Annotated in this window: 29 protein-coding genes; 14 read left to right on the forward strand and 15 right to left on the reverse strand. The window is 71.8% G+C overall.

Annotation, left to right across the window (positions count from 1 at the left end; all coding sequences use genetic code 11):
- The first annotated feature begins 20 nt into the window (after positions 1–20).
- Positions 21–434 carry a MarR family winged helix-turn-helix transcriptional regulator gene (locus ACWGE1_RS14365; RefSeq protein ID WP_453420805.1) on the forward strand — a complete coding sequence of 138 codons (414 nt, stop codon included), beginning with the start codon at positions 21–23 and terminating at the stop codon, positions 432–434.
- Between the two features lie 343 nt (positions 435–777).
- On the forward strand, positions 778–2,064 hold the full coding sequence (locus ACWGE1_RS14370; protein ID WP_453420806.1) for an AfsR/SARP family transcriptional regulator: 1,287 nt from the start codon (positions 778–780) through the stop codon (positions 2,062–2,064).
- A gap of 70 nt (positions 2,065–2,134) precedes the next feature.
- Here ACWGE1_RS14370 and ACWGE1_RS14375 read toward each other — a convergent pair whose 3' ends face one another.
- Positions 2,135–2,758 (reverse strand): TetR family transcriptional regulator, encoded by a 624-nt coding sequence (locus ACWGE1_RS14375; protein ID WP_301371478.1) that lies wholly within the window; start codon positions 2,756–2,758, stop codon positions 2,135–2,137.
- Positions 2,759–2,976: 218 nt separating this feature from the next.
- On the opposite strand from ACWGE1_RS14375, the gene ACWGE1_RS14380 reads away from it, so the two are divergent.
- The 3 genes from ACWGE1_RS14380 (at position 2,977) to ACWGE1_RS14390 (ending at position 6,177) form a co-directional block, all read left to right on the forward strand.
- On the forward strand, positions 2,977–4,290 hold the full coding sequence (locus ACWGE1_RS14380; RefSeq protein ID WP_453420807.1) for a glycosyltransferase family 4 protein: 1,314 nt from the start codon (positions 2,977–2,979) through the stop codon (positions 4,288–4,290).
- Positions 4,291–4,363: 73 nt separating this feature from the next.
- Positions 4,364–5,098: a class I SAM-dependent methyltransferase gene (locus tag ACWGE1_RS14385; protein ID WP_030390849.1), complete on the forward strand. Its 735-nt coding sequence runs from the start codon at positions 4,364–4,366 to the stop codon at positions 5,096–5,098.
- A complete protein-coding gene (locus ACWGE1_RS14390; protein ID WP_453420808.1) occupies positions 5,095–6,177 on the forward strand; it encodes a prenyltransferase in 1,083 nt (360 codons plus the stop codon). The genes ACWGE1_RS14385 and ACWGE1_RS14390 overlap by 4 nt, the downstream gene beginning before the upstream one ends.
- Positions 6,178–6,220: 43 nt before the next feature.
- Here the strand turns inward: ACWGE1_RS14390 and ACWGE1_RS14395 are convergent, their stop codons facing one another.
- Positions 6,221–6,523 carry a hypothetical protein gene (locus ACWGE1_RS14395; protein WP_453420809.1) on the reverse strand — a complete coding sequence of 101 codons (303 nt, stop codon included), beginning with the start codon at positions 6,521–6,523 and terminating at the stop codon, positions 6,221–6,223.
- A gap of 113 nt (positions 6,524–6,636) precedes the next feature.
- On the opposite strand from ACWGE1_RS14395, the gene ACWGE1_RS14400 reads away from it, so the two are divergent.
- Both ACWGE1_RS14400 and ACWGE1_RS14405 read left to right on the forward strand, forming a co-directional pair.
- Positions 6,637–7,272 carry a hypothetical protein gene (locus ACWGE1_RS14400; RefSeq protein WP_453420810.1) on the forward strand — a complete coding sequence of 212 codons (636 nt, stop codon included), beginning with the start codon at positions 6,637–6,639 and terminating at the stop codon, positions 7,270–7,272.
- Positions 7,273–7,335: 63 nt separating this feature from the next.
- On the forward strand, positions 7,336–7,728 hold the full coding sequence (locus ACWGE1_RS14405; RefSeq protein WP_453420811.1) for a hypothetical protein: 393 nt from the start codon (positions 7,336–7,338) through the stop codon (positions 7,726–7,728).
- 28 nt (positions 7,729–7,756) lie between these two features.
- Here ACWGE1_RS14405 and ACWGE1_RS14410 read toward each other — a convergent pair whose 3' ends face one another.
- The 4 genes from ACWGE1_RS14410 to ACWGE1_RS14425 all read right to left on the reverse strand — a co-directional run bounded on the left by ACWGE1_RS14410 (position 7,757) and on the right by ACWGE1_RS14425 (position 9,805).
- Positions 7,757–8,173: a hypothetical protein gene (locus tag ACWGE1_RS14410; protein WP_453420812.1), complete on the reverse strand. Its 417-nt coding sequence runs from the start codon at positions 8,171–8,173 to the stop codon at positions 7,757–7,759.
- A 369-nt stretch (positions 8,174–8,542) separates the two neighbouring features.
- Positions 8,543–8,998 (reverse strand): lactococcin 972 family bacteriocin, encoded by a 456-nt coding sequence (locus tag ACWGE1_RS14415; RefSeq protein WP_453420813.1) that lies wholly within the window; start codon positions 8,996–8,998, stop codon positions 8,543–8,545.
- 154 nt (positions 8,999–9,152) lie between these two features.
- Complete coding sequence (locus ACWGE1_RS14420) at positions 9,153–9,485, reverse strand: hypothetical protein (protein WP_453420814.1); 333 nt, start codon at positions 9,483–9,485, stop codon at positions 9,153–9,155.
- A gap of 83 nt (positions 9,486–9,568) precedes the next feature.
- Positions 9,569–9,805, reverse strand: a complete 237-nt coding sequence (locus tag ACWGE1_RS14425) for a hypothetical protein (protein WP_453420815.1) — start codon at positions 9,803–9,805, stop codon at positions 9,569–9,571.
- Positions 9,806–9,839: 34 nt separating this feature from the next.
- Here ACWGE1_RS14425 and ACWGE1_RS14430 point away from each other — a divergent pair, with 34 nt between their 5' ends.
- On the forward strand, positions 9,840–10,901 hold the full coding sequence (locus ACWGE1_RS14430; protein ID WP_453420816.1) for a YVTN family beta-propeller repeat protein: 1,062 nt from the start codon (positions 9,840–9,842) through the stop codon (positions 10,899–10,901).
- A 135-nt stretch (positions 10,902–11,036) separates the two neighbouring features.
- Here ACWGE1_RS14430 and ACWGE1_RS14435 read toward each other — a convergent pair whose 3' ends face one another.
- From ACWGE1_RS14435 to ACWGE1_RS14450, 4 genes are all read right to left on the reverse strand, one after another.
- Entirely contained in the window at positions 11,037–12,047 is a 1,011-nt protein-coding gene (locus ACWGE1_RS14435; RefSeq protein ID WP_453420817.1) for an LLM class F420-dependent oxidoreductase, read from the reverse strand.
- A 112-nt stretch (positions 12,048–12,159) separates the two neighbouring features.
- Positions 12,160–12,993, reverse strand: coding sequence for a hypothetical protein (locus tag ACWGE1_RS14440; protein WP_453420818.1), 834 nt, complete (start codon positions 12,991–12,993; stop codon positions 12,160–12,162).
- 151 nt (positions 12,994–13,144) lie between these two features.
- Positions 13,145–14,140, reverse strand: a complete 996-nt coding sequence (locus tag ACWGE1_RS14445) for an N-acetylmuramoyl-L-alanine amidase (protein ID WP_453420819.1) — start codon at positions 14,138–14,140, stop codon at positions 13,145–13,147.
- 130 nt (positions 14,141–14,270) lie between these two features.
- Complete coding sequence (locus ACWGE1_RS14450) at positions 14,271–14,912, reverse strand: class I SAM-dependent methyltransferase (RefSeq protein ID WP_453420820.1); 642 nt, start codon at positions 14,910–14,912, stop codon at positions 14,271–14,273.
- Between the two features lie 269 nt (positions 14,913–15,181).
- Here ACWGE1_RS14450 and ACWGE1_RS14455 point away from each other — a divergent pair, with 269 nt between their 5' ends.
- Genes ACWGE1_RS14455 through ACWGE1_RS14465 form a run of 3 tightly spaced genes read left to right on the forward strand, consistent with a single transcriptional unit; the run spans position 15,182 to position 17,978 of the window.
- Positions 15,182–16,030, forward strand: a complete 849-nt coding sequence (locus ACWGE1_RS14455) for a helix-turn-helix domain-containing protein (RefSeq protein WP_453420821.1) — start codon at positions 15,182–15,184, stop codon at positions 16,028–16,030.
- Positions 15,990–16,256, forward strand: a complete 267-nt coding sequence (locus ACWGE1_RS14460) for a DUF397 domain-containing protein (protein WP_453420822.1) — start codon at positions 15,990–15,992, stop codon at positions 16,254–16,256. Before ACWGE1_RS14455 ends, ACWGE1_RS14460 begins: the two co-directional genes overlap by 41 nt.
- A gap of 33 nt (positions 16,257–16,289) precedes the next feature.
- Complete coding sequence (locus ACWGE1_RS14465) at positions 16,290–17,978, forward strand: serine/threonine-protein kinase (protein ID WP_453420823.1); 1,689 nt, start codon at positions 16,290–16,292, stop codon at positions 17,976–17,978.
- Between the two features lie 10 nt (positions 17,979–17,988).
- On the opposite strand, the gene ACWGE1_RS14470 is transcribed toward ACWGE1_RS14465, so the two are convergent.
- The gene (locus ACWGE1_RS14470) at positions 17,989–18,666 is read right to left on the reverse strand and encodes a DNA alkylation repair protein (protein WP_453420824.1); all 678 of its coding nucleotides are present in this window, start codon (positions 18,664–18,666) and stop codon (positions 17,989–17,991) included.
- A 160-nt stretch (positions 18,667–18,826) separates the two neighbouring features.
- On the opposite strand from ACWGE1_RS14470, the gene ACWGE1_RS14475 reads away from it, so the two are divergent.
- The 3 genes from ACWGE1_RS14475 (at position 18,827) to ACWGE1_RS14485 (ending at position 22,855) form a co-directional block, all read left to right on the forward strand.
- On the forward strand, positions 18,827–20,959 hold the full coding sequence (locus ACWGE1_RS14475; RefSeq protein ID WP_453420825.1) for an acyl-CoA dehydrogenase: 2,133 nt from the start codon (positions 18,827–18,829) through the stop codon (positions 20,957–20,959).
- Positions 20,960–20,973: 14 nt separating this feature from the next.
- Positions 20,974–22,170 carry a lipid-transfer protein gene (locus tag ACWGE1_RS14480; protein ID WP_453420826.1) on the forward strand — a complete coding sequence of 399 codons (1,197 nt, stop codon included), beginning with the start codon at positions 20,974–20,976 and terminating at the stop codon, positions 22,168–22,170.
- 169 nt (positions 22,171–22,339) lie between these two features.
- A complete protein-coding gene (locus tag ACWGE1_RS14485; protein WP_453420827.1) occupies positions 22,340–22,855 on the forward strand; it encodes a YcxB family protein in 516 nt (171 codons plus the stop codon).
- 39 nt (positions 22,856–22,894) lie between these two features.
- On the opposite strand, the gene ACWGE1_RS14490 is transcribed toward ACWGE1_RS14485, so the two are convergent.
- From ACWGE1_RS14490 to ACWGE1_RS14505, 4 genes are all read right to left on the reverse strand, one after another.
- Complete coding sequence (locus ACWGE1_RS14490; RefSeq protein WP_453420828.1) at positions 22,895–23,323, reverse strand: hypothetical protein; 429 nt, start codon at positions 23,321–23,323, stop codon at positions 22,895–22,897.
- A gap of 130 nt (positions 23,324–23,453) precedes the next feature.
- A complete protein-coding gene (locus ACWGE1_RS14495) occupies positions 23,454–23,723 on the reverse strand; it encodes a hypothetical protein (RefSeq protein WP_453420829.1) in 270 nt (89 codons plus the stop codon).
- Positions 23,710–24,264, reverse strand: a complete 555-nt coding sequence (locus tag ACWGE1_RS14500; RefSeq protein ID WP_453420830.1) for an RNA polymerase sigma factor — start codon at positions 24,262–24,264, stop codon at positions 23,710–23,712. Before ACWGE1_RS14500 ends, ACWGE1_RS14495 begins: the two co-directional genes overlap by 14 nt.
- Before the next feature lie 179 nt (positions 24,265–24,443).
- The gene (locus ACWGE1_RS14505) at positions 24,444–24,797 is read right to left on the reverse strand and encodes a DNA-binding response regulator (RefSeq protein ID WP_453420837.1); all 354 of its coding nucleotides are present in this window, start codon (positions 24,795–24,797) and stop codon (positions 24,444–24,446) included.
- Positions 24,798–24,899: the final 102 nt, after the last annotated feature.

Genomic DNA, 24,899 nt, shown 5'->3' on the forward strand with positions numbered 1-24,899 from the left:
GTGAACCTACGATGAGGAACGTGACAGAAACAGCTCTCACCGATCGCTGGGTGGCCGTGACCCGCGCCTGCGCGCAGATCAACCAGGCCGCCGAGCGTGTGCTGGCCGAGCGCCACGGCCTGTGTGCCAGCGCCTTCGAGATCATGGACGTGATGGCGCGCGCGGATGGCTGGATCCGGGCGGGGGAGCTCAGCTCCCGTGCGTCCCGCAGCCAGCCGCAGGTCTCGCGTCTGGTGGCCCAGATGGTCGGCGCGGGTTATGCCGAGCGAAAGCCGTGTTCCAGTGATCGGAGGGGCTTCGACGTCCGGCTCACGCCGTCCGGTGAGGAGCTCTTCTCCCAGTCCGTCGTCACCATGGAGACGGTGTTGCGGGAAGTGGCCGAAAACAGCGCAGAGGTGAGGGACGTTATGGGGCTAACCGCTACTGGTGAGTAGGTTATTTGCTGTCGCCCATTGGCCTGTCTGCTAGCGTCCCAGGTCAATCGCAGTTCTTGAGTCGCCCTTCACATTGGTTTACGGGTGGCAAAGATGGCTTACCGGGGGGAAGCCGCGCGATCGCGACAGACGGACGGGCCCTGCGTACTTGTTATGCCGGGCCCGTTCCGGACGCCCCCCTCAGGAAGCGGAGGCAATCGGCCGCACATGGCCGACGGTGCCTGCGTTGACGGCAGTTGAATTCGGGGGAGACATGCTCAACCAGACGATGTCGCGAACAATCGGCCGGGTCCCGGCGGCCCGTCGACCGGTGGCGCCGCAGACCGGCTCGCGGGGCGTAGAGGTGACACGTGTCACAGCGAAACCGCTCAATGAGGCCCGGCCCGCGGCTGCCGTGCACTGCGGAGTGTCCTTCCGGCTCCTCGGCCCACTGGAGATCGCCACCGCCACCGGTCCGCTCCCGCTGCGGGGGATGAACCAGCGCGCGATTCTCGCGTTCCTCCTGCTCCACGCCAACCAGGTGGTCGCCACCGGCGACCTCATGCAGGTCCTCTGGCCGAACGGGGACGCTCCGGCGACGGCCCGCAAGGTGCTCCAGAACACCATCTCTGCGCTGCGCGGCGTCCTCGCCCGCGGAGCCGTACCCGCCCATGTCGCCTCCCTGGTCAGCCAGGCTCCCGGCTACATGCTGCGGATGGCCCCGGGCATCCTCGATCTGGACCGGTTCCGGGTCCTCGCCGACCAGGGCCGTGACGCGCTGGCCGCCGGACAGCCCGAGAGCGCCGCCCGCCTCCTGCGCGCCGCGCTGGGGCTGTGGCGGGGCCGCGCCGCCCAGGAACTCGTCGAATCCGGCGTCGAATGGCCCCAGTTGGCCATGGTGGACAGCGCCCGCACCGCGGCCCTCGAGGACTACTGCGACGCCGAACTCCGCAACGGACGCCACCACGAGGTGATCGGCGGCCTGGAGGCGGGGGCGGCTGCCGAACCCTCCCGGGAACGCTCCTGCCACCTCCTCATGCTCGCCCTCTACCGGGCCGGCCACCAGGCCGAGGCCCTGCGGGCGTACGAGCGGCTCCACCAGCAGCTCAGCAGGGACTTCGGCGTCCAGCCCGGCCGCGAGGTGCGGGACCTGCACCAGGCGATCATCAACCAGGACCCCGCCCTGCTCCCGTCCGAGGGTCCCGACATCGACTTCAGCTCCCAGTCCGACCCCGAACTGGACCTGCTGTTCGCCCTGCTGGCCCTCGTGCAGCGCCAGCGGCGCCCGCACGTCGTGACGCTCGCCGGCGGTCCGGGCGGAGGCCAGGGCTGGCTCCTGTCCGAACTGGCCGGCACGCTCCGCCAGGACGGTCAGGTCACCGTCTGGCACGTCCGCACCGGACCGGACGGCGCCGCGCTCGGCGACGACCTGCGCGCCGCCCTGCGCCGAGCCACCCCGTACCGCCCGCTGGTGGTGGTCGCGGAGAACCTGCACGACGTGGGCGGCGGGGTACCGGAGTGCGTCGGCGAGGTGATCCGCACGGCCGGCCGCACCCCGCTCCTCGTGGTGCTCACGGCCCGGGCCGAGCCCGAGAGCCTGTGGCCCGGATGGAACGCCGCGGTGCCCTGGTCGACCACCATCATGGTCTGACGCCCGGCCCGCCAGACCCGCCAGGCCCGCCCCCCCGAGACCAGCCCGACGCGCCCGCGGAGCGGCTGCTTCAGGCCTTTTCCGGGGACGTCAGGTCGATCAGGCGGCAGACCGTTTCGATGTCGATCTTGACCTGGGCGATCGAGGCGCGGCCGGAGAGCCACGTGATCAGCGCCGAGTGCCAGGTGTGCTCGATGACCCGGACGGCCGAGAGCTGCTCCGCCGTCGGCGGCTGCTCCAGGCCCATCGCGTCCAGGATGATCGCCGTGGTCAGGCGGGACACCGTGTCCACCTCGGGGCTCACGCTCCGGTCCGCGAACGTCAGTGCCCGCACCATCGCGTCGGCCAGCTGCGGCTCCCGCTGAAGGGCGCGGAAGGCCCGCATCAGGGTCTCCGCGACCCGGGCCGCCGGATCGTCCCCGGCCGGCGGCCGTTTGCGCAGCGTGGTGTGCATGTGCTGGAGCTGGTCCTGCATGGTGGCGACCAGCAGGTGCACCTTGGACGGGAAGTAGCGGTAGAGCGTGCCCAGCGCCACGCCCGCCGCCTCCGCGACCTCGCGCATCTGGACGGCGTCGAATCCGCCCCGGCTGGCCAACTGGGCGCTGGCGTGCAGGATCCGCCGGCGGCGTGCCTCCTGGCGCTCCGTCAGGGGAGGCGACGCCGGTGTGGTGACGGCCTTCACTTCCGCTGTCATGTGTCCCGTTCCGTGTCGTTGCGCGGGCTGAATCCGGGCTGGTCGGCAGCCAGCATCGTAGGCGCCGGAGCCGTGGCGCGAATCACCTGCTCCGCCTCTTACGGTGTGGTTTCCGGCCGGTAGATTCAATGGTCTTCAACGGATCAAGTCTGAAACTTGTTCTACATTATCCGAGCGGTTACGCTCCGGCGAAAGTTGCAGCAAGAAGGGGGCCGAGAGTGACCGCTGAGGCCATGGTGACGAGCCCTTTCGCGGGTTCCGCCGCCGACGGCGACCGCCCGCTGCGCATCGCACTCCTCACCTATAAGGGGAACCCGTTCTGCGGGGGCCAGGGCGTCTACGTCCGCCACCTCGCGCGGGAGCTCGTCCAGCTGGGGCACTCCGTCGAGGTCATCGGCGCGCAGCCGTACCCGGTGCTCGACACGGGCGCCTCGCTCACCGAGCTCCCGAGCCTGGACCTGTACCGCAGCCCGGACCCCTTCCGCACGCCGAAGCGCGACGAGTACCGGGACTGGATCGACGCCGTCGAGGTGGCCACCATGTGGACCGGCGGCTTCCCCGAGCCGTTGACGTTCTCGCTGCGCGCCCGCCGCCATCTGGCCGCGCGCGCCGGTGACTTCGACGTCATCCACGACAATCAGACGCTCGGGTACGGCCTGCTCGCCGACCTCGGCGCCCCGCTGGTCACGACGATCCACCACCCGATCACCGTCGACCGCAAGCTCGACCTGGACGCCGCGCAGGGCCGCATGAAGCGCGCCTCCGTGCGCCGTTGGTACGCCTTCACCCGCATGCAGGGCCGCGTGGCGCGCCGGCTGCCGTCCGTGCTCACCGTCTCCGGATCCTCCAAGCAGGAGATCGCCCAGCACCTGGGCGTGCGGGACGAGCGCATCCACGTCGTGCACATCGGCGCCGACACCGACCTGTGGTCGCCGGACCCGTCCGTGGCCGAGGTGCCGGGCCGCATCGTCACCACCTCCAGCGCCGACGTGCCGCTGAAGGGCCTCGTCTACCTCGTCGAGGCGCTCGCGAAGCTGCGTACCGAGCAGCCCGACGCCCACCTCGTCGTGGTCGGCAAGCGCGCCGAGGAGGGGCCGGTCGCCCGCGCCATCGCGACGTACGGCCTCCAGGACGCGGTCCGCTTCGTCAAGGGCATCACCGACGCCGAGCTCGTCGACCTGGTGCGCAGCGCCCAGGTGGCGTGCGTGCCGTCGCTCTACGAGGGCTTCTCGCTCCCGGCGGCCGAGGCCATGGCCACCGGCACCCCGCTCGTCGCCACCACCGGCGGCGCCATCCCCGAGGTGTCCGGCCCCGACGGCGAGAGCTGCCTCGCGGTGCCCCCGGGCGACGCGGGCGCGCTGGCCGCGGCCCTGGGCCGGATGCTGGGCGATCCGGAGCTGCGGGACCGCCTCGGCGCGGCCGGGCGCGAGCGGGTCCTGACCCGCTTCACCTGGGCCAGAGCGGCCGAGGGCACCGCCGCGCACTACCGCGCCGCCATCGAGCAGGCCGCCCGCACCCGCCGCGCGCGGTGACCTGCCGTCCCGTCCACACCGCCGTTCTTCCCACCACCCCCGAACACCCCCGCGACCGCGAAGGCAGGACCCCGTGCTGACCGTCGATTTCTCCCGGTTCCCGCTCGCCGCAGGCGACCGTGTACTCGACCTGGGCTGCGGCGCAGGCCGGCACGCCTTCGAGTGCTACCGGAGAGGCGCCCAGGTGGTCGCCGTCGACCGCAACGGCGAGGAGATCCGCGAGGTCGCCAAGTGGTTCGCCGCCATGAAGGAGGCCGGTGAGGCCCCGGTCGGGGCCACCGCCACCGCCATGGAGGGCGACGCGCTCGCCCTGCCCTTCCCCGACGACTCCTTCGACGTCGTCATCATCTCCGAGGTGATGGAGCACATCCCCGACGACAAGGGCGTGCTCGCCGAGATGGTCCGCGTGCTCAAGCCCGGCGGGCGCATCGCCATCACCGTGCCGCGCTACGGCCCCGAGAAGATCTGCTGGGCGCTCTCCGACGCCTACCACGAGGTCGAGGGCGGCCACATCCGCATCTACAAGGCGGACGAGCTGCTCGGCAAGATGAGGGCCGCGGGCCTCAAGCCGTACGGCACGCACCACGCGCACGGGCTGCACTCCCCGTACTGGTGGCTCAAGTGCGCCTTCGGCGTCGACAACGACAAGGCGCTGCCCGTCAAGGCGTACCACAAGCTCCTGGTCTGGGACATCATGAAGAAGCCGATGGCCACGCGGCTCGCGGAGCAGGCCCTGAACCCGCTCATCGGCAAGAGCTTCGTGGCCTACGCCACCAAGCCCCACCTCCCCGTCGGCGCGACCCAGTGAGCTCGCCCGGGCGCACCGAACACCTGGTCCTGGACGGCGTACTGACGGCCGAGCAGGCTGCCCGGACGGTGGAGGGCATCCTCGCCGCGCAGCGCGCCGACGGCGCCATACCGTGGTTCCGCGGGCACCACCTGGACCCGTGGGACCACACCGAGGCAGCGATGGCGCTGGACGCGGCCGGGGAGCACGAGGCGGCCGAGCGGGCGTACGCGTGGCTGGCCCGGCACCAGAACCAGGACGGTTCCTGGTACGCGGCCTACGCCGACCGGCCGGACGGGGTGGACACCGCGGAGCCGCAGGACGCGAGCCGCGAGAGCAACTTCACCGCCTACATAGCCGTCGGCGTGTGGCACCACTACCTGTCCACCGGCGACGACACCTTCCTCGACCGGATGTGGCCGGCCGTCTACGCGGCCGTGGAGTGCGTCCTGACGCTCCAGCAGCCGGGCGGCGAGATCGGCTGGAAGAGGGAGGCGGACGGCACGGCCGTCACCGACGCCCTGCTCACCGGTTCCTCCTCCATCCACCAGGCGCTGCGCTGCGCGCTGGCCATCGCCGAGCACCGCGAGGAGCCGCAGCCCGACTGGGAGCTCGCGGCGGGCGCGCTGCGGCACGCCATCCGGCGCCACCCGGAGCGCTTCCTCGACAAGAACCACTACTCGATGGACTGGTACTACCCGGTCCTCGGCGGGGCCCTGACCGGCGCCGAGGCCGTGGCGCGCCTGGAGGCGCGCTGGGACGAGTTCGTGGTCCCGGACCTGGGCGTGCGCTGTGTCCTGCCCAATCCCTGGGTGACGGGCGGGGAGTCCTGCGAGCTGGCGCTCGCGCTGTGGGCGACGGGGGAGTCGGACCGGGCGCTGGAGATCCTGCGGTCGATCACCCACCTGCGTGCGGACAACGGCATGTACTGGACGGGCTACGTCTTCCAGGACGAGGCCGTCTGGCCGGTGGAGCAGACCACCTGGACCGCCGGGTCCCTGCTCCTGGCCGTCGCGGCGCTCGGCGGGGACGAGGCCACCACCGAGGTGTTCGGCGGGACCTCGCTCCCGGCCGGGCTGGAGCCCGACTGCTGCGGGTGAGCGGGCGCCCGGGCCGGCGGTGGCCGGCCCACGGGCGGTCGGCTCAGCGGCGGTAGAGCCAGCCGGCGACGGCGTGGCCGATGAGCAGGTAGGCCACGGCGGCGATGCCGTAACCGATGACCACCTGGACCCATTCGCGGCCGAAGGTGAACAGGTCGTAGGACCAGGCGGCGAGCCAGGAGGCGACGTCGTGGACGAGGTCGACCAGGGCGTTGCCCTGGTTGGCCTCCAGCAGGTGGAGCAGGATCCAGAGTCCGATCACGAAGGCGAGCACGTCCGCCACCAGTGCGACGGCACGGCCTGCCTGACTGCTTCCTCGGGTGCGTGCTCGAGTGTGAGTGCTCATGCGGCTCGTGTTGCCGCCCTGACGTGTCGTAAACCCGAACGGGTCCCCCGGGGTGGCGGGGCCGGGGGACCGGGGTGAGGCTGCGGAAGACGCCTCAGTCCCCGGAGGAAACCGTGTCCGTACCCACGACCGTCCGATTCCGCCGCGCCGTCACTGCGGTGGTCCTGTCCACCGCGCTGCTGGTCGGCGCCACCGCATGCGGCAGCGGCGGCAGCGGCCCGCGCGAGGAACTCTCCGCCGCGTCGATGGGGGAGCTGGCCGCCCTCGCGGCGGCGGAGCCCGTGGCCGCCGAGGCCGACGAACTGGCCGCCGTGACGCCTTCGCCGAGCACGTCCGCCGAGAAGCAGAAGTTCGCCAAGACGCGCTTCGTCGCCAACGCCGGTCTCGCGGCGGGCGCGACGTACCAGTGGATCATCAAGCCGTACCGCGAGGGCAAGTTCAAGAAGGGTGCGAAGGGCCGCACCTTCGCGCTCATCAAGGCGGGCCTCGCGGGCGCGTTCGCGTACAACCGCCTCAAGGCGGCGGCGGAGAACGCCAAGGGCGACCCGCTGCTGTCGAAGGCCGTGGCCCCGCTCACGGCGGGCATCGAGTCCCTCAAGGGCCTGGGCAGCAAGCTGCGCAAGGGCCAGGCGGGCGACAGCGACATCGATGCCTTCGACAGCGTCATCAACAGCGTGAAGGACGCGGGCAAGAGCGCGGGCGCGGTGGTGACCGACCAGGTGCCGAGCGCTTCCCAGCTGGGCGGCTAGCCAGGCAGGCCCCCTGGGCCCGCCGGTCCGGAGCGGCCGGTTCGGGGCTGGTTGAATGGGCGGATGATCGAGTACGTGGTCCTCGCCGGCGCGGTCGCTGGAGCCGGAGGGCTCCTGCGACGCAAGCACCTCGCGCGGACGGCGACGGCCCCCGTGCCCGGCATCCCCTGCATGGTCCGGATTCCCGCCGGTGAAGGCCGCTGGCGGGCGGGCCGGGTGTACGCCGACGGGGGCGCGGCCCGCTGGGTCCCGCAGCGGGGGGAGCCCGTGGAATTGCCGGGTGCCCGCGCCACCGGGATCCGGGTCCCCTCCGTGAAGGAGGGGATCTCCATCAACCCCGGATCGCGGATCGTCACCTGCGTCCACGAGGGTGGTGGGAGCCTTGAGATCGCTGTGATGCCGTTGGATGTGCGGGAGCTGCTGGAGGCCGTACCGCAGGCCGAACCGCCGGCGTGACCCACTGGGACACCCACTGGGACACCCGCTAGGACCGAGCGGTTCTCCGGCGCTGCCGTTCGGCCACGGTGAGGCACACGAGGCCGAGGGCGGCGACCACCGCCACGATGCGGGTGGCGCTCCAGGTCGTCCCGACGAAGGCGTCCTGCATGGGGGCTTCGTTCTTGATCCGCATGGTCGTCTCGACGGCGGCCACGAACGGGATGACCAGTCGGGCGGGCAGCCGGTAGGGCCCGCTGCGCGCCAGGTTGCCCGCCACGCCCATGAGCGGTCCCAGGAGACAGGCGAAGAACCACCACACGACGACCTTCGTCATGAGCCCGGCCCAGTCGAAGTGGGTCGTCTGCGCGGTCGTGTCGGTCAGGTCCATCGCCACGAAGTCCCCCTGACCTGCCTTCGCCAGGTAGTAGGCGAGGGAGGCGACGACGAGCGACAGGGCACCCATGACCGCAGATTGCCGTTTGGAACTGAAAAGTATGCCCACGCAAAAGGCCAGGGCGGCCCACGTCCATCCAGCACTCAGAACCAGATGTGCCGCATGCCCCACCGCGCTGTCGGCGGAGAGGAGCAAGGGACCGGAAACCCCGAGAATCGCGCCGGCTGCGAGTGAATATATTCCGGCCGCAAAAGAAGAGCGCATAAATCGAAACCTTAAGATATGTGGCCCGATATGAATTGCGCGGAGATTTTACCACCGCCAGTGGGTCGAACTGGCGGTTGGCTTCAACGCACCGGCCCCCTGGCCGGAATCCATTGGTAGGAAAACCGGCCAGGGGGTTCGGGTGGAACCTACTGCGCGCCCTCAGTGGTCGGCTTAGTAGACGCCCCAGTAGGTGTAGCAGGTGTAGGCGGCGCCGGCCGTGATCGAGGCATTGGCCCAGATGTCGGCCTCGCGGATCACCTTGCTGGTGTGACCTGCCTTGATGGCGGTGGCCGAGTGCTTCTTGGTCGGGTGGATGTAGTTGGAGTAGCACGTGGTGCCCAGCGCGGCGGCACGGGTGCCGTAGTTCCACGTACCCCCGCCGACGCTCTTGCTCGCCGTGGGCGCGAACGCGCCACGGGAGGAGCCGACGGGAACCGCGGCGACGCCCCACTGCGTCGGCTTTTCGCCATTCGGGCCGATGAGCTCAGCCGGCGGGGTCGCCGAGCTGGAGGCGGTGTAGACGAGCGGCTGCGGAGCCGCGGCAATCGCGGGCGTCGCGGTGGCGAAAGCTCCGACAGCTGCAACGGAAACGGCGGCAATGGCGAAAGACTTGTTTGAAAGCTTCACGATTCTTGCATTCCCCTTCGGTTTCGCTCGGCAAGATCGGGAACAGTCTGCAATGAGTCGTCGCCGCTGCAAAGGGATTTTAGTAATTCCGCTTGAGGACATCTTTTGGCGATGTGATCAATGGGTGGAACCTTGATCGTTCCCGGCATTTCGGTCACTTCGGGGCGAGATGAGCCTGCAGTGCCGCCGCGATGTGCTCGACCTCCAGGTCCACGACGACCTCATCGCCGTCCCATGTCCCGCGCGAGCTGATCGCCAGGCCGATGAAGGCCAGCTCGGCGGCGTCGGCACGCAGTTCGCACTCTTCGCGGCTCTCCTCGCCGGTCCCGCCCAGCTCTTCTCGGTCCCAGGCGGCGACTGCCGCCTCGGCCAGGGGGCGGGGGAGCCTCACGCTGATCCGGGCGGCCCGGGGGTCGAGATGGGCTCCGATGGCCACGAGGACGGTCCGGTCCTGCCGGTATCTCACATACTGCTCATGATCTTTCACGGGCCGAGGGTACTCAGAGCCGAGCGATGCGAGCCCGGCCTGATCGACAGGACGGGCCCTGGGTTCTGTCCCTTTGGCCAGCGTCAGGTCCGGATGAGGATGCCCGCGAGGTGGAGTGCGCGCCTGGTGGGCGATGGCGATCTGGTCGGACGGCTGCGGAATGACCGCCCGGATGCCCCGGCGCCGGAGCGGTGGCCCGCCTCGGGAGCGTCCGAGGTCATGCCCTGGGTGGGGTTGCCCAGGGTGCGGCCGGTGTGGATGGAGTCGGCGTAGGCAGCGGCCGCGATGCGCCGTTCGGTCAGCCTGAGCGTGAGCCTCACGCGGCTTTCCGCTCCGGAGTCCTAGCGTGGCCCCATGACGAGGAGTCAGGACCTTGCGCAGCGAGCAGCCGTGGTGCTCTGTGTGACGGCGGCGCTGATGGGGCCGGGACACCTGGCCGGCGCATCCGTCGGGACGACGGCAGTCGGGCTGTCCCCACGGCCTGATGCTGTCGTTTACATCGCCAACCTCCACTCCGACACGGTGTCGGTCGTCGACACCGGCACCGGCACGGTCGTGGACAGCGTTCCCGTCGGGGACGGACCGGACAGCGTGGCCGTCAGCCCGGACGGCTCCCGCGTCTATGTCACCAATTCCGCGGCGGACACCGTATCGGTGATCGACGCCCGTACCAGGACGGTCGTCGCCACCGTCGCTGTCGGGGACGAGCCGAGCAGAGTGACAGTCTCTCCCGACAACCTGAACGTCTACGTCGCCAACGTCGGGTCGGACAACGTGTCGGTGATCAGCACCCGCACCCGTGCCGTGACGGACACCATCGCGGTGGGCGATGCCCCGCTGGGCGTGGCGGTGGCACCCGACGGATGCACCCTGTACGTCGCCAACGCCGCGTCCGGCACCGTCTCAGTGGTCCGGACCGCCATCGGAACGGTCACCGGCACCATCCCTGTCGGGAGCGGGCCGACCGCTCTGGTGCTCGCCCCCGACGGCCGGCGCCTGTACGTCTCCAACCTGGCCTCGGACGATGTGTCGGTGGTCGACGTTCACGACGGCGCGGAATCGGACCGTATCCCGGTCGGGGACCAGCCTGCGGGAATCGGGGTGCGACCGGATGGGCGCCAGGTGTACGTCGCCAATATCGGGTCCGACAACGTGTCCGTGATCAGCACCCGCAGCCGTGCCGTCACGGAAACCGTCGCCGTGGGAGACGGCCCCAACGGCCTCGCTGTCGGCCCGGGCGGCTCCCTCGTCTACGTCAGCAACTTCGACTCGGACACGCTGTCGGTCATCGACACCTCGACGGCCCGCGTAACGGACACGGTGACCGTGGGCGACGGGCCGACCGGCGTGGCCGCGGTACAGGGAAAAGCGGGCACGGTCCGAGGTCCGAACACCGCGCCGGTGCAGCTCGCCTGAGCAGGGCGCCGCCAGGTTCGGTCGCGGTCCGGATCGGCCGGTATCAGCGGCTCGATCCGGTCCCACATCGCATCAGTGATCACTGATCGGACGGACACATCCGATCAACTGACCAACCCATCGAAGAGACACGCGCTAGCTGTTGAGCTCCGCCAGGACGCGCAGGGTGTGCGGGTCCGGGGCCGTCAGGAGGAGGTCGGTCACCGGGCCCTTGCGCCAGAGTTCCAGCCGTTCGGCGATCCGCTCCCGGGGGCCGATCAGCGAGATCTCGTCCGCGAACGCGTCCGGCACGGCCAGGACCGCCTCCTCCTTGCGGCCGGCGAGGAACAGCTCCTGAATGCGGCGGGCCTCCTCCTCGTAGCCCATGCGGGCCATCAGGTCGGCGTGGAAGTTGCGGGCCGCGTGGCCCATGCCGCCGATGTAGAAGCCGAGCATCGCCTTGACCGGGAGCAGTCCCTCCGCGACGTCGTCGCAGACCCTGGCGCGGGCCATCGGCGCGATCATGAAGCCCTCGGGCACGTCCGCCAGCGAGGCCCGGTACACGTCGGTGCGGGTCGGCGACCAGTACAGCGGCAGCCAGCCGTCCGCGATCCGGGTCGTCTGGGCGATGTTCTTCGGCCCTTCGGCGCCCAGCAGCACCGGCAGGTCCGCGCGGAGAGGGTGGGTGATGGGCTTCAGCGGTTTGCCGATCCCGGTGCCGTCCGCGCCGCGGTACGGGTGGCTGTGGAAGCGGCCGTCCAGTGCCACCGGCCCCTCGCGGCGCAGCACCTGGCGGATGACGTCCACGTACTCGCGGGTGGCGGTGAGCGGCGACGCGGGGAAGGGGCGCCCGTACCAGCCCTCGACCACCTGCGGGCCGGACAGGCCGAGGCCGAGCATCATCCGGCCGCCGGACAGGTGGTCCAGGGTCAGGGCGTGCATGGCGGTGGCGGTCGGCGTGCGGGCGGCCATCTGGGCGATGGCCGTGCCGAGGCGGATCCGTGAGGTGTGCGCGGCGATCCAGGTCAGCGGGGTGAAGGCGTCCGACCCCCAGGCCTCGGCGGTCCACACCGAGTGGTAGCCGAGGTTCTCGGCCTCGGTGGCGAGGTCGAGGTGGGTGGGGCCGGGGCCGCGGCCCCAGTAGCCGAGTGCGAGTCCGAGGCGCATGTACGGTCCCTCCGCGAAGCCGACAGCCGTATCTGACGGTGCGTCAGGTGACTGTAGGGCAACGGCCCCCCACCCGGAAGGGTGGGGGGCCGTTGCCCGGAAGGGTGCGCGGTCAGCCGCGCTGGATGCCCGAGGTGTCGTTCAGGACGCCGCGCCGGCCGTCCTGGGTCTGGGCGATCAGGGTGGCCGCGCCGCGCTGCTCGACGGCCAGGTACCAGGTGCCCGGCGCGAGTTCGGCGATCGGGCTCGGCGAGCCGTCCTCCGCGTAGAGCGGGCGGGCCACCGGCACCGCGAACCAGAACGGGGTGAAGTCCGCCGCCGGCGCGGGAGACGGCGCCGGAGCCGGGGTCTGCTGCGCGTCCTGCGGGCCGGGACCCGGGTTAGGCGTGCCGCCGTACGGCGGGACCGGCTGCGGGGTGGAACCGTAGGGCGTCTGCTGTCCGCCCGGGTAGCCGTACCCGGCGCCCGGCTGGGGCTGGCCCGGCTGGCCACCGTACGGCGGGACGGCGGCAGGCCGCGGTTCCGGTACGAGCTGACCGGCCAGGGCCGGGATCTTGGCGCCGGCCACGGCCACACCGGCCAGGGCCATCGTGGAGAGGAAGGCGAGGATCGAGCCCGCACCCAGGTCGAGCAGGTCCGGGCAGGTGATCAGCGACCACAGCGACGACCAGGCGGCCGAGATGGCGAGCACGGTGCCCCACGCCGCCAGCGGCAGGCCGAGCACCTTGCGGCTCTCCGGCTGGAAGCGGCTCGCGATGAGCAGGCCGGCGGCGACGAAGCCGATCAGGAAGATGCTGGGGAGCACCAGGAGGTAGGTCTTGGTGCTCCATCCGTTCGGCAGTTCACCCCCGTCGGCTGAGTAGAAATCGAGGAGCGAGGCGATGAACAGCAGCGCCGCTGCTCCGATCACCACGCCGTCGCCTCGAGTGAGGGAGCGGATGTTCACGTCTCAGGTGTCCTTCTCGGTCTCGGTCGTCTCGTGGTGCCGCGGTCGCAGATCGTGCCTGCAGCGGGGCGGGCGGCTCCATGGTACGGAGGTTTCCGGCGGCCGAGATGATCGGGGCGGCGGGGGGTACCGCCGGGACTCCCGAGGGTGACTACCCGCCGAGGAAGCCGACGATGCCGTCCGCGATGCCCTGGGCCGCCTTCTGCCGCCACTCCGGACTCGTCAGCTGCGCCGCGTCCTTGGCGTCACGCATGTTGCCGCATTCGATGAACACCTTGGGCCGGGTTGAGAGGTTCAGTCCGCCGAGATCGTCACGGACGACCAAGCCGGTGCCGCTGCCGAGGTAGTTGGCGGGGGCGGATCCGGTGGCGCGGGCGAAGTTCCCGGCGATCCGCTCGCCGAGTTCCCGGGACGGCTCGACGATCTTCGCGGTGTCGGCGGCGCCGCCCTTGACCTTGGCCGGGAGGATGACGTGGAAGCCGCGGTTGCCCGCCGAGACCCCGTCGGCGTGGACGGACACGACGGCGTCCGCCTTCGCCTCGTTGCCGATGCGGGCGCGCTCGGTGATGCAGGGACCCCACGGGCGGTCGGCCTGGTGGGTGAGGACCACCTTCGCGCCCTGGGCCTCCAGGGCGGCCCGCAGGCGCCGGGACACGTCGAGGGTGAACTCCGCCTCCATGTAGCCGGAGTTGGTGGTGGTGCCGGTGGTGTCGCACTCCTTGCGGCCCGTACCGATGTCGACCTGCTGGTCGATCTCGTCGGTGTGCTTGAAGTTGCCGGTGTTGTGTCCGGGGTCGACGACCACGGTCCGGCCGGCGAGCGGGCCCTTCGCGGGTGCGGGCGCGGCCGCGGGGCTGCTCGTACTGGCGCTGGGGCTCGTACTCGCGCTCTCGCTCGGGGTGGCCCCCGGCTTCGCGTCCCGCTGGCCCGGCGACAGGGCCGAGTGCGAGGCGGGCAGCGGAGCCGATCGCGGCTGCCCGTCGGTCCCGGACCCGGCCAGCACCTGGGTCAGGACCCAGCCCGCGAGGCAGGCCGGGGCGAGCGCGGCAACCCCGACGACGAGCGTGGAGCGTCGGGTGAACCAGGGCTGGTCCGGGCTGACGGAGGAGCCGGACTCGGGGGGCGGAGGGCTGTCGTCATTGCGCACGCCGCGATGCTAGACCGCCGCGCGGCGGCCCGGCCGGACCGTGGGCCATCCGGGGGCGTGGTGTGATTGTCTGCCCGGCGTTCATCGGCTCAGATGTCCGGCCGGTGTGCGGCAGGCGCGCAGGATCCGCCTAGATTCCCGCGCCCGTACGCCGCAGCACGCGCAGCGAGTCGGTGACGGAGATCTCCTCGAAGGCGCCGGAGGCGAGCGCGCGCAGGTAGATCCGGTACGGGGCCTGGCCGCCGTCGGCCGGGTCCGGGAAGACGTCGTGGATGACGAGCGTGCCGCCCACCGCCACGTGCGGGGCCCAGCCCTCGTAGTCGCCGGTGGCGTGCTCGTCGGTGTGGCCGCCGTCGATGAAGACGAAGCCGAGGCTGCCGCCCCAGGCGGCGGCGACCTGCGGGGACCGGCCGACGATCGCGATCACGTGGTCCTCCAGCCCGGCCCGGTGCAGGGTGCGGCGGAAGGTCGGCAGGGTGTCCATCAGCCCGACCTCGGGGTCCACGACCGTCGGGTCGTGGTACTCCCAGCCCGGCTGCTGCTCCTCGCTGCCCCGGTGGTGGTCGACGGTGATCGCGGCCACGCCCGCCTCGCGGGCGGCGTCGGCGAGCAGGATGGTGGAGCGCCCGCAGTACGTGCCGACCTCCAGCAGCGGCAGCCCGAGCGCGCCGGCCGCGGCGGCCGCCTCGTACAGGGCGAGGCCCTCCCGTACGGGCATGAACCCCTTGGCGGCCTCGAAGGCGGCGAGGGTCTCCGGCTTGGGCGTGGCCATGGTGTTCCTCCTGCTGAGCGGCGTGTGGCGGCCCATGCTGCCCTACCGCCCGGTAGGGCGCCACGGCCGGGGTGCGTGAGCCCGCCCGGCCGGCGGGCGGTGCATGGTCGACGCGAGGTGGTGGCGGGCGGTCGGCGTGACCGGGGCGCGCGTGCCGAACACCCGCGTCGCCGGTGACCGGTGACCAGTTGTGTGATTCAGGCCATCCGACCGTGATGACCTGGTTACGCTCGGCTACGGAACGAACAACGGCTTGGGGGTGACCGTCCATGGTCGGCGTGCGCGATCTCGATCCCAGCGCCTCACCGCTGGACTACTACGGCTACGAACTCCGCCGCCTGCGGGAGGGCGCCGGGCTGAAGCAGTCGCAGCTGGGCGACATCATCTACTGCACGGGCTCGCTGATCGGCCAGGTGGAGAACACGAAGAGGGTGCCGACCCGGGACTTCTCGGAACGGGTGGACGCGGCGCTCGGCACGGACGGGCACTTCTCGCGGCTGGTGGGGCTGGTCCTGCGGAGCGTGCTGCCGACGTGGTTCCAGGCTTACGCGGAGATGGAGGCGCGGGCCTCTTATCTGTCCTCGTTCCAGCCGCAGTTGGTGCACGGTCTGTTGCAGACCGAGGCATACGCTCGCGCGGTGCTGGGCGTGTGGACCGAGGAGGGGCTCGACGCCAAGGTGGCAGCCCGGTTGGAGCGTCAGCGGATCCTGGACCGCGAGAATCCGCCACTGATGTGGGTGGTGATGAGCGAGGCCGTACTGCACCAGGAGATCGGCGGCCGTGAGGTCATGCGAGACCAACTCGCCCACCTGGTTGCGCTGAGGCGGCGGGAGTGGGTGCAGGTGCAGGTTCTGCCTTACGAGGCGGGTGCCCATGCTGGTCTGCCGGGCGAGTTCAATCTCCTGCGCTTCGACGACGACCCGGACCTCGTGTACACCGAAGACTTCGTTCAGGGTTATATGACGGCCAATCCTCAAGCTTTCAGGGAGGGTTCGCTCCGATACGATCACTTGCAGGCCGCCGCCCTCTCCGTAGAGGACTCGGCGGCGCGAATCGCCCGCGTAATGGAGGAACGCTATGGAGATCATCCAGAACCTGACGGGCGTGCGGTGGCGTAAGTCCTCGTTCAGCTCCGACACCGGCGGCAACTGCGTCGAGTGCGCCCCGCTCGGTGCCGTCGCCTGGCGCAAGGCCTCGTACAGCGGTGACACCGGCGGTCAGTGCGTCGAAGTGGCAGCCCAGCCCTGCCTCGTCGCCGTCCGGGATTCCAAGAACCCCGAGGGGCCTGTTTTCACCGTTCGCCCTTCGGCGTTCGCCGCGTTCGTGAAGTCCGTCTCTGTATGATCCGCTCCCTGTCCAGGGGGAGGGAGTAGGGGGATGGAGCGCGTAGGGCCGGACGGTCCGACGCACGTGGGGCCGTTCAAGGTCGCCGGCGTGCTCGGGCAGGGCGGGATGGGGCGGGTGCTGCTGTGCGCAGCGCCCGACGGGCGGCTCGTCGCCGTGAAGCAGGTGCTCACGCACTTCGCCGACGACGAGGGCTTCCGGGCACGTTTCCGGCGTGAGGTCACGGCCTCGCGCAAGGTCTCCGGTGCCTACACGGCGGCCGTGATGGACGCCGACCCGGACGCGCCGACCCCGTGGCTGGCCTCGGTCTTCGTGGCCGGGCCCTCGCTGGGGGCCGTGGTCAAGGCGGACGGGGTGCTGGACGGGACCGTCGTCCACCGGCTCGCGGCGGGGCTGGCGTCGGCCCTGGTGGAGATCCACCGGGCGGGGCTGATCCACCGCGACCTCAAGCCCGACAATGTGCTGCTCGCCGAGGACGGCGTACGGGTCATCGACCTCGGCATCGCGCGGGCGACCGAGGACGAGTCCGAAGGCGACACCGGTCTGACGCGCACCGGCTGGGTGATCGGTTCACCCTCCTTCATGTCGCCCGAGCAGGCCGAGAGCAAGCCGCTGACCCCGGCGAGCGATGTGTTCTCGCTCGGTTCGGTGCTGGTCATGGCGGTCACCGGCAGCAGCCCCTTCGCCGGGACCTCGACCCTCCGGACGCTCTACGACGTGGTGCACGCCGCGCCCGACCTGAGCGCCGTACCCGCGGGGCTGCGCGGGATCGTGGAGCGGTGCCTGGCCAAGGACCCGGCGGCCAGGCCGACCCCGGCGCAGTTGCTCGAACTCCTCGGTCCGGTCGATCCGGCGGGTCGGCAGTGGCCGCCCGCCGTGCACCGGATGCACGCCGAACAGCGCGCGGACATCGACCGGCTGATCTCCGGGGGGACGGCGACCGTCGCGCTGCCCCCGGAGCCCGAGCCCGAGCCGGAGCCGGAGTCGGCGCCTGCTCACGAGCCCGAGCCGGATCCTGCTCCCGAGCCCGAGCCCGTTCCGGAGGCCGTGCCGGACGAGGTGGTGGAGCGGGCGACCGGGGAGGCGAAGGCCGCCCCGCCCGTCGTTCCTCCCCGGCCGCCCGGCGCGCCGACCGAGCCGTCGCCCACCCCGTCGCGCCGGGCCCCCCGACTGCGGTCGCGGACCGTCGCCCTGGTGGCCGCCGGAGTGCTCGTGGCGACGGGTGTCGGCGTGGGGGCGTACGCGCTCGACCGGGCGGAGACCGCCGGCCTCGGCGACCCCGCCGCCTACGCCGCCGTACCGGCCTGTCCGAAGGTCGCCGGGAAGCTTCCGCTGACCGGGCGGGAAGCGAAGGACGACTCCCGCAGCGTGACCACCACACAGGCGCACACCATGTGCTCCTGGTACGAGTCCACGCCCGCCCGGCAGCGGAGCGCCCTGGTCCGCTGGGACGTCGAGCTGGGCAGTGACGACGCCGCCAACGCGAAGGCCCAGCAGGCCGGTTTCGCCGCGGACGCGGCCGGGGGGAAGCGGGCGAACAACCTCGGATTCGGTGACGGGGCCTACTGGGAGCCGGCTCAGTCCGAGTGGGCCTGTGTGCTTGTCGTCCGGAGCGGCAACCTCGTCGTGCGGGTCGGTCTGTCCCGCTCCGGGTCCTGCGAGGCGAAGGCCAAGGAGGTCGCCAAGGCCGCACTGGCGGCCGTGCCCGCCCGATCCGGCTGATGTCCGTCCGCTACGCGCGCTTCTCGTCCTGCCGCCGCACCATCTCGGCGATCCAGGCGGGTGCGAACGGGGACGTGCAGTTCGGCGGAGTCGGGTAGTCCTTGAGCACTTCCAGGCGCTCGCCGATGGCGATCGCGCGGGCGCGGTGCTCGGGGTGCTCGATCCCGATCTGGGCCAGGCAGTGGTTCATCGCCCACTGCAGGCGGTCCGGGGCGTCCTTCATCTCCGCCTCGATGACGTCGAGCAGTCCCGGGAGGTCGAGGGTTCCGGGCTTCTTGGCCACCCGCTCGGTGGTCAGGGCCCAGCCGGCGCTCGCGACCACCGGGTCGGGGTCCGCGAACCAGGCGAGGCGCAGTTCCTCGGCGTGCGGGCTCTTCTTCACCACGTAGTTCACGAGCCAGTCGTGCACCTTGGGGGTGCGCGCCCCGCGCAGCATGGTGTCCAGCTCGTCGCGCTCGAACGCCTTCGGGCGGCAGATCAGGAGCGCCAGGAGCCTCGCCGCGCTGTCGTCCGTCTCCCAGAGCCCGCGCGCGAGGTCCTGCTGCGTCCCCAGCCGCTTGGCGAGCGTGCGCAGCTTGCCGAGGTTCACGCCATGATCGTCACCGTGCTTCTCGTTCACCCGGCGCATCCTCGGGTCCTCGAGCCCGACCAGCTCCGTCATGACCTGCGCCACTGTCGTTCCGGTCATTCCGGCCTCCTGTCCGTCGGGGATGAAATCCAGCCTAGAGCGTGGCTCGGGGCGGCCGCGGCGGGTGCGCCCCGGGGCGCGGGGGCCGCTGTGCGGGCACGGTGAAGAACACCTTCATCTGACCTTCCGTCAGATTGGAACGTGTTCTAGTCTGCCGCGCATGGGCATCGGAATCACGCAGGAGCAGCGCGAGTTGGCCGAGGCGGTGCGCGGCTGGGTCGCGCGGGCCGTGCCTCCCGAGGAGGTCCGCAAGCTGCTCGACACCCCGCCGCAGACCGGGGCCCGGCCCGCCTACTGGGACGCGCTCACCGCACAGGGGCTGCTGGACCCCCACCTGGACGGCGGGACGCTGCTCGACCTGGCCGTCGTCATCGAGGAGGCGGCGCGGGCCGCACTGCCCGGGGCGTACCTGCCGAGCGCGCTGGCCTCCGTACTGCTGGAGCGGGCCGGAGCCGAGCCCCTCTCCGGCCGGGTCGGGGCGGTGGCGCTGGGGCCGGGGACCCTGACCGCCGTCGCCGTCGAGGGCGGCGGGTACCTGCTCGACGGAATCGCCCCGCCCGTGCTCGGCGCCGGCGAGGCCGACCTGGTGCTCCTCGCGGCCGAGGCCGCGCACGGCACCCGCTGGTTCGCCGTGGACTGCGCCGCACTCGACATCCGTACGCACGAGAGCGCCGACCCGACCCGCCCCACCGCCGAGGTGCGGGCGCGCGGGGTGGTCACCGCCCCGGACCGGCTGCTGGCGCTGGACGCCGCCCTGGTCCGGGACCTGGCCTGCACGCTGTTCGCCGCCGACGCCTGCGGCACCGCCGCCTGGGCCCTGCACACGGCCGCCGGGTACGCGAAGGTGCGCGAGCAGTTCGGCCGCCCCATCGGGCAGTTCCAGGGCGTCAAGCACCTGTGCGCCGACATGCTGGTCCGGCTGGAGCAGGCCCGGGCACTGGCCTGGGACGCCGCGCAGGCGATGGAGGAGCCCGCCCAGGTGCGTTCGCTGGTGGCCGCCCTCGCCGCCGGGACCGCCCTGGACGCCGCCTACACCTGCGCCAAGGACTGCATCCAGCTCCTCGGCGGGATCGGCTTCACCTGGGAGCACGACGCCCACATCTACCTGCGCCGGGCCGTGGTCGCCCGCCAGCTGCTGGGGCCCGGCGACGGGCACCGCGTACGGGCCGTGCGGTGCGCCGCGGGCGGTGCGCGGCGCGAGCTGCGCCTGGAGCTCCCGGCGCAGGCCGAGACGTACCGCGCGAAGGCCCGTACCGCCATCGCGGACGCGCGCGGGCTCGATCCGGCGGCCGCCCGCCGGATCTTGGCCCCCACCGGCTACGCCGCCCCCTACCTGCCGCCGCCCTACGGACTCGGCGCGGGCCCCGTCGAACAGCTCGTCGTCCAGCAGGAGCTGAGCGCGGCCGGGGTCAGGGTCGCCGACCTGGGGATCGCCACCTGGGTGGTGCCCTCGCTGCTCGCCTACGGGACGCAGGCGCAGCGGGAGACGTACCTGCTGCCGACCCTGCGCGGGGACGTCACCTGGTGCCAGCTCTTCTCGGAACCGGGCGCGGGCTCGGACCTGGCCTCGCTGCGGACCCGGGCGGAGCGAGGGGAGGACGGTTCCTGGACGGTCAACGGCCAGAAGGTGTGGACGAGTTCCGCGCACAGCGCCGACTTCGGGATCCTGCTGGCCCGCACCGACCCGGACGCGCCCAAGCACAAGGGGCTCGGCTACTTCGTCGTCGACATGAAGAACACCCCCGGCATCGACGTCCGGCCGCTGAAGGAGATCACCGGCGAGGCCCTCTTCAACGAGGTGTACTTCGACGACGCGGTCCTCCCGGCGGACGCGCTGGTCGGCGAGGCGGACGGCGGCTGGAAGGTGGCCCGCAACACCCTCGGCAACGAGCGCGTCCACATGGCCGACCAGATGACCTTCGACACCGGCCTCGAGGCACTGCTCGCGCGCGCCGCCGAGCTCGACGGCACCTACCGCGCGCGGATCGGCGCCCTGGCCGCCGAGGCGCACGCCCTGGCCTGCATCGGGCTGCGCACCACCCTCCAGCAGGTGTCGGGGCTGGAGCCGGGCGCGGGTGCTTCCGTACGCAAGCTCGTCCAGACCCCGCACCAGCAGCGGACCGCCGAGCTCGCGCTCGAACTGCTGGGGCCGGCGGGCGCGGTACGGGAGGGGGCGGGGGAGCGGGCGGTGCACGGGATGCTCATGTCCCGCTGCCTGACCATCGCCGGGGGCACCACGCAGGTCCAGCTCAACGTCGTCGCCGAGCGGATTCTCGGCCTTCCCAGGGACTGAAGGGCAGCAGGGACATGAAGTCGCACAAGTCGTACATCGTGGGCGTCGGCATGACGAAGTTCGAGAAGCCGGAGTCGCGGGACTGGCAGTACTGGGACATGGCGAAGGAGGCCGGGTCCGCGGCGCTCGCGGACGCGGGCGTGGATTACGGGCTGGTCGAACAGGTCCCGGTGGGCTACTGCTTCCAGGCCTCCACCGCCGGCCAGCGGGCGGCGTACGAGCTGGGGCTGAGCGGAGTTCCGGTCTACAACGTCAACAACAACTGCGCGACGGGCTCGACGGCGCTGATGATGGCGCGGCAGTTCGTCGAGGGCGGCCTGAACGACTGCGTGCTGGCGCTCGGCTTCGAGAAGATGAAGCGGGGCGCGCTGGGCGGCGGATCGGACGGGGGCGACTTCGCGACGTCCCCGGTGGCCCGGCACTACGGGATCATGGCCGCGGGCCACGGCTTCGAGATGTCCCCGCCCACGGCCCAGATCTTCGGCAACGCGGCGCGTGAGCACATGGAGCGGTACGGGACCACGGCCGCGCAGCTGGCGGCGGTGGGCGCGAAGAACCACCGGCACTCGGCGAACAACCCGAACGCGCAGTTCCAGGACGTGTACTCGGTGGAGGAGATCCTGGCGGCGAAGGAGATCCACGCGCCGTTGACGAAGCTCCAGTGCTCGCCGACCTCGGACGGCGCGGCGGCGGCGCTGGTGGTGTCCGAGCGGTTCCTGGTGCGGCACGGGCTGCACGACAAGGCGGTGGAGATCGTCGGTCAGGCGATGACGACGGACACGGAGGCCTCCTTCTCCTCGGGCTCGTGCATCGACGTGGTCGGCAAGCCGATGACGGCGGCCGCGGCCCGGCAGGTGTACGAGGCCTCGGGGCTCGGCATCGAGGACGTGGACGTGGTGGAGCTGCACGACTGCTTCTCGATCAACGAGCTGCTGACGTACGAGGCGCTGGGCATGTGCGAGGACGGCGCCGCCGGGAAGCTGGTGGAGAGCGGGGCCACGACGTATGGGGGACGGTGGGTGGTGAACCCCTCCGGGGGGCTGATCTCGAAGGGGCATCCTCTGGGGGCGACGGGGCTGGCGCAGGCGGCGGAGCTGGTGTGGCAGCTGCGGGGCGAAGCCGGTCCGCGGCAGGTGGAGCGTGCTCGTGTCGGGCTGGCCCACAACATCGGCCTGGGCGGAGCGGCGGTGGTGACGCTGCTGCGCCGGTAGCGGGTCGGCGGGGGCCGCCGCTCCCGGGGCTTGGCCCCGGACCCCGCCGGGCGCTGCCCGGGCCCGCGCCTCAAGCGCCGGCGGGGCTGGAAGGGCGGGTGGGCCGGAGGAACGGGGCCGCGTGGAATGCGCTTTCGGCCACGGGGGCGGAGCGCTAGGCTCCGCTCCCGTGAGCGAGATACGCGAGGTGTCCTTCAGCGCCACCGGCAGCCTGACCAGGGACGAGTACGACGAGGCCGCCAGGGCCGCGGGGTTGTTCCGGCGGGGCCGGGTGGTGGCCTCCCTCAGTACGGCCCTCCTCGCCGCGGCGAGCGTGAAGCTGTCCTCCGACGGTCTCACCGTGTACCCCGTCCCCCTCGGGATCGCGGTGGCGTACGGCCTCGTCGTGCTGCTGGCCCTCCCGCGGTGGGTGGTGGGCCGCGGCTTCCGCAGCGGCAGGGCCGCCGAGGAGAAGCGGGTCGTGGTGGACGGTACGGGCATCGAGGTGCTGCGCGGCGGGGAGTCGCAGCGGATCGTGTGGGACGAGGTGCGCTACTACCACGAGACGCCCCGGCTGCACGTGTTCGTGGGCCACTCGCGCCGCCGGACGTGTCTCGTGGCGCTGCCCAAGCGGCTGTTCACCACCCCGGGCGAGAGCGAGCTCCTCGCCGCCTTCGGGCACGAGCAGGCCGGCGACGGCTCGTAGCGCCCCGGCCCGGCCCGTTCCCGCCCCGCCCCGCCGCGGTCAGAGCTTCTGGATGTCCTTGTGCACCACGTCGGAGCCGAGGTGGTCGGCGGCCAGGCGCACCTTGAGCGGGTGGCCGACCGGAGCCTTGATGATGATGTCGGGGTTCTCCCCCATGGTCCCGCCGTTGCAGGAGGGCTCGGTGGTCAGGTTGGTCCAGCCGTTGAAGTTGTGCGGGTCGTTCCACGACACCCAGGCGCAGTCGCGCTCGCCGCTGGTGATCGACACCGAGATGATCCTGACCGCGTTCGCCGCGCCGTCGACGCGCTCGTAGATCACCGTCCCGGTGTTGTGGTGGAAGCCCTTGCCGGCGTCCAGGTCGACCTGGAGGACTTCGCCGGCCGGGGAGTCGGCAGCGGCCGGGGCCGCGCCTCCCGCAAGGGTCGCGAGCACGAGTGCGGCGGTGGCGGACAGGGCGGATAAGCGCATGGTTCCGTCTCCACGAAGCTAGGTTGAAGGGGGTCTCATCCTGCTCCAGTCCGTGGATGCGCGCTGCTGCGGAATCCGTCAATCCCTGGCCGGGAGGGCACGGTTGAGCCCGAGCCCGGCCCGGCCGGGATCAGCGGGCCGCCGGCTTCAGTTCGCAGTAACCGTCCGTGCACTCGCGTCGCAGCCGGCCCCGGGAGAGCGTCTGGACCAGTCCGATCGCCCAGCACATCGGGCAGCCGCGCAGGGCCACCAGGCCGAGGGGTGCGAGGGCCAGGGTGACCGGTCCGTAGAGCGGGAGGAGGGCGAAGGCGCCGATCAGGGCGCCGAGGCCGACCGCGCCGCGGAACAGGTGCCGGGGCAGGGAGGAGCTCGCGAAGTCGGGGCCGTCAGTGAGTGACATCGTCGCCTCCAGGGGTCGGGTACAGGGTGTGCCGAAGGGCCGTACGGGCCCGGTGCAGCCGTGATTTCATCGCGGCGGGGCTGAGCCCGAGCGCGTCCGCGGCCATCCGCCCGCTGTAGCCCTGGATGTCCCGCATGATCAGCACCCGTCGCTGGTCGGCGGGGAGGGCGGCGATCGCCCGCGCCACCCGGGCGGCTTCCAGGTGTTCCAGTACCTCGTCCTCGGCCGACATCACGGCGGAGTCGGGCAGCGGCGCGCGCTCGCGCGGCAGCAGCCGGGCCCGGCGCAGGCACTCGTTGCGGACGATGCGGAACATCCACGAGGCCAGGGCGCCGGAAGCGCGCAGCATGCCGATCTTCCGGTAGAGGATGATCAGCGCCTCCTGGGCCGCGTCCTCGGCGTCCTCGGGCGAGGCGCACAGCGAGTACGCGAACCTCCGGACGTTCGGGTGCGATCCGGAGACCAGCGCGGTGACGGCATCGAGGTCCCCGCCCTGCGCGGCGAGGATCAGCGGCTCGGCGGGCCAGGTCGACTCAGCCACGGGAGCGGCTCCGTCGGCGCGCCACGAGGACGGTGCACGTGCAGAGCAGGAGCAGGACTACGGCGCCCACGGCGACAGCAGTGATCACGACAACCTCCGGGTCAGGTGCCGGCCCAAGCGTCGGCACATGCATAAGAGGCGCGGGCGCCGCGAAAGGATTCACCGGGGTCCACCCGGATTCACCCCAGGGCCGGATCCACCACCGTCTCGCCCATCGAGGCCCGGCGGACGCAGTCGGCGAGGTCCTCGACCGGGCCGTCGCGCAGCACCAGTCCCGCCGCGCCCGCGGCGAGGGCGGCCTCCGCGAGGCCCGGGTGCGCCGAGCCCGTCAGGACCAGCACCCGGCACTCCGGGTCGTCGGCCAGCAGGGCGGTCACGGCCGCGAGCTCCTCCACCAGGGCCACCGCGGGCCGGGCCATCGGATCCCGGACGACCTCGATGTCCGGCTGGAGGCCGAGCTGGAGCGCCAGGGCCGGATTCGGCGGCTCCAACAGGACGCGCAGGGCACGGGCCTCACGGTGATCAACAGGCATTTCGTCCACGCGGGCAGGGTATTGCCCCGCCCGCCGACGGGCACGCAACACGCCCCGCACGCAGCGGATCTGACGTGAAGTCAAGAGTCTTCCCAAGTGTGG

Source organism: Streptomyces sp. NPDC054932, assembly GCF_053610205.1.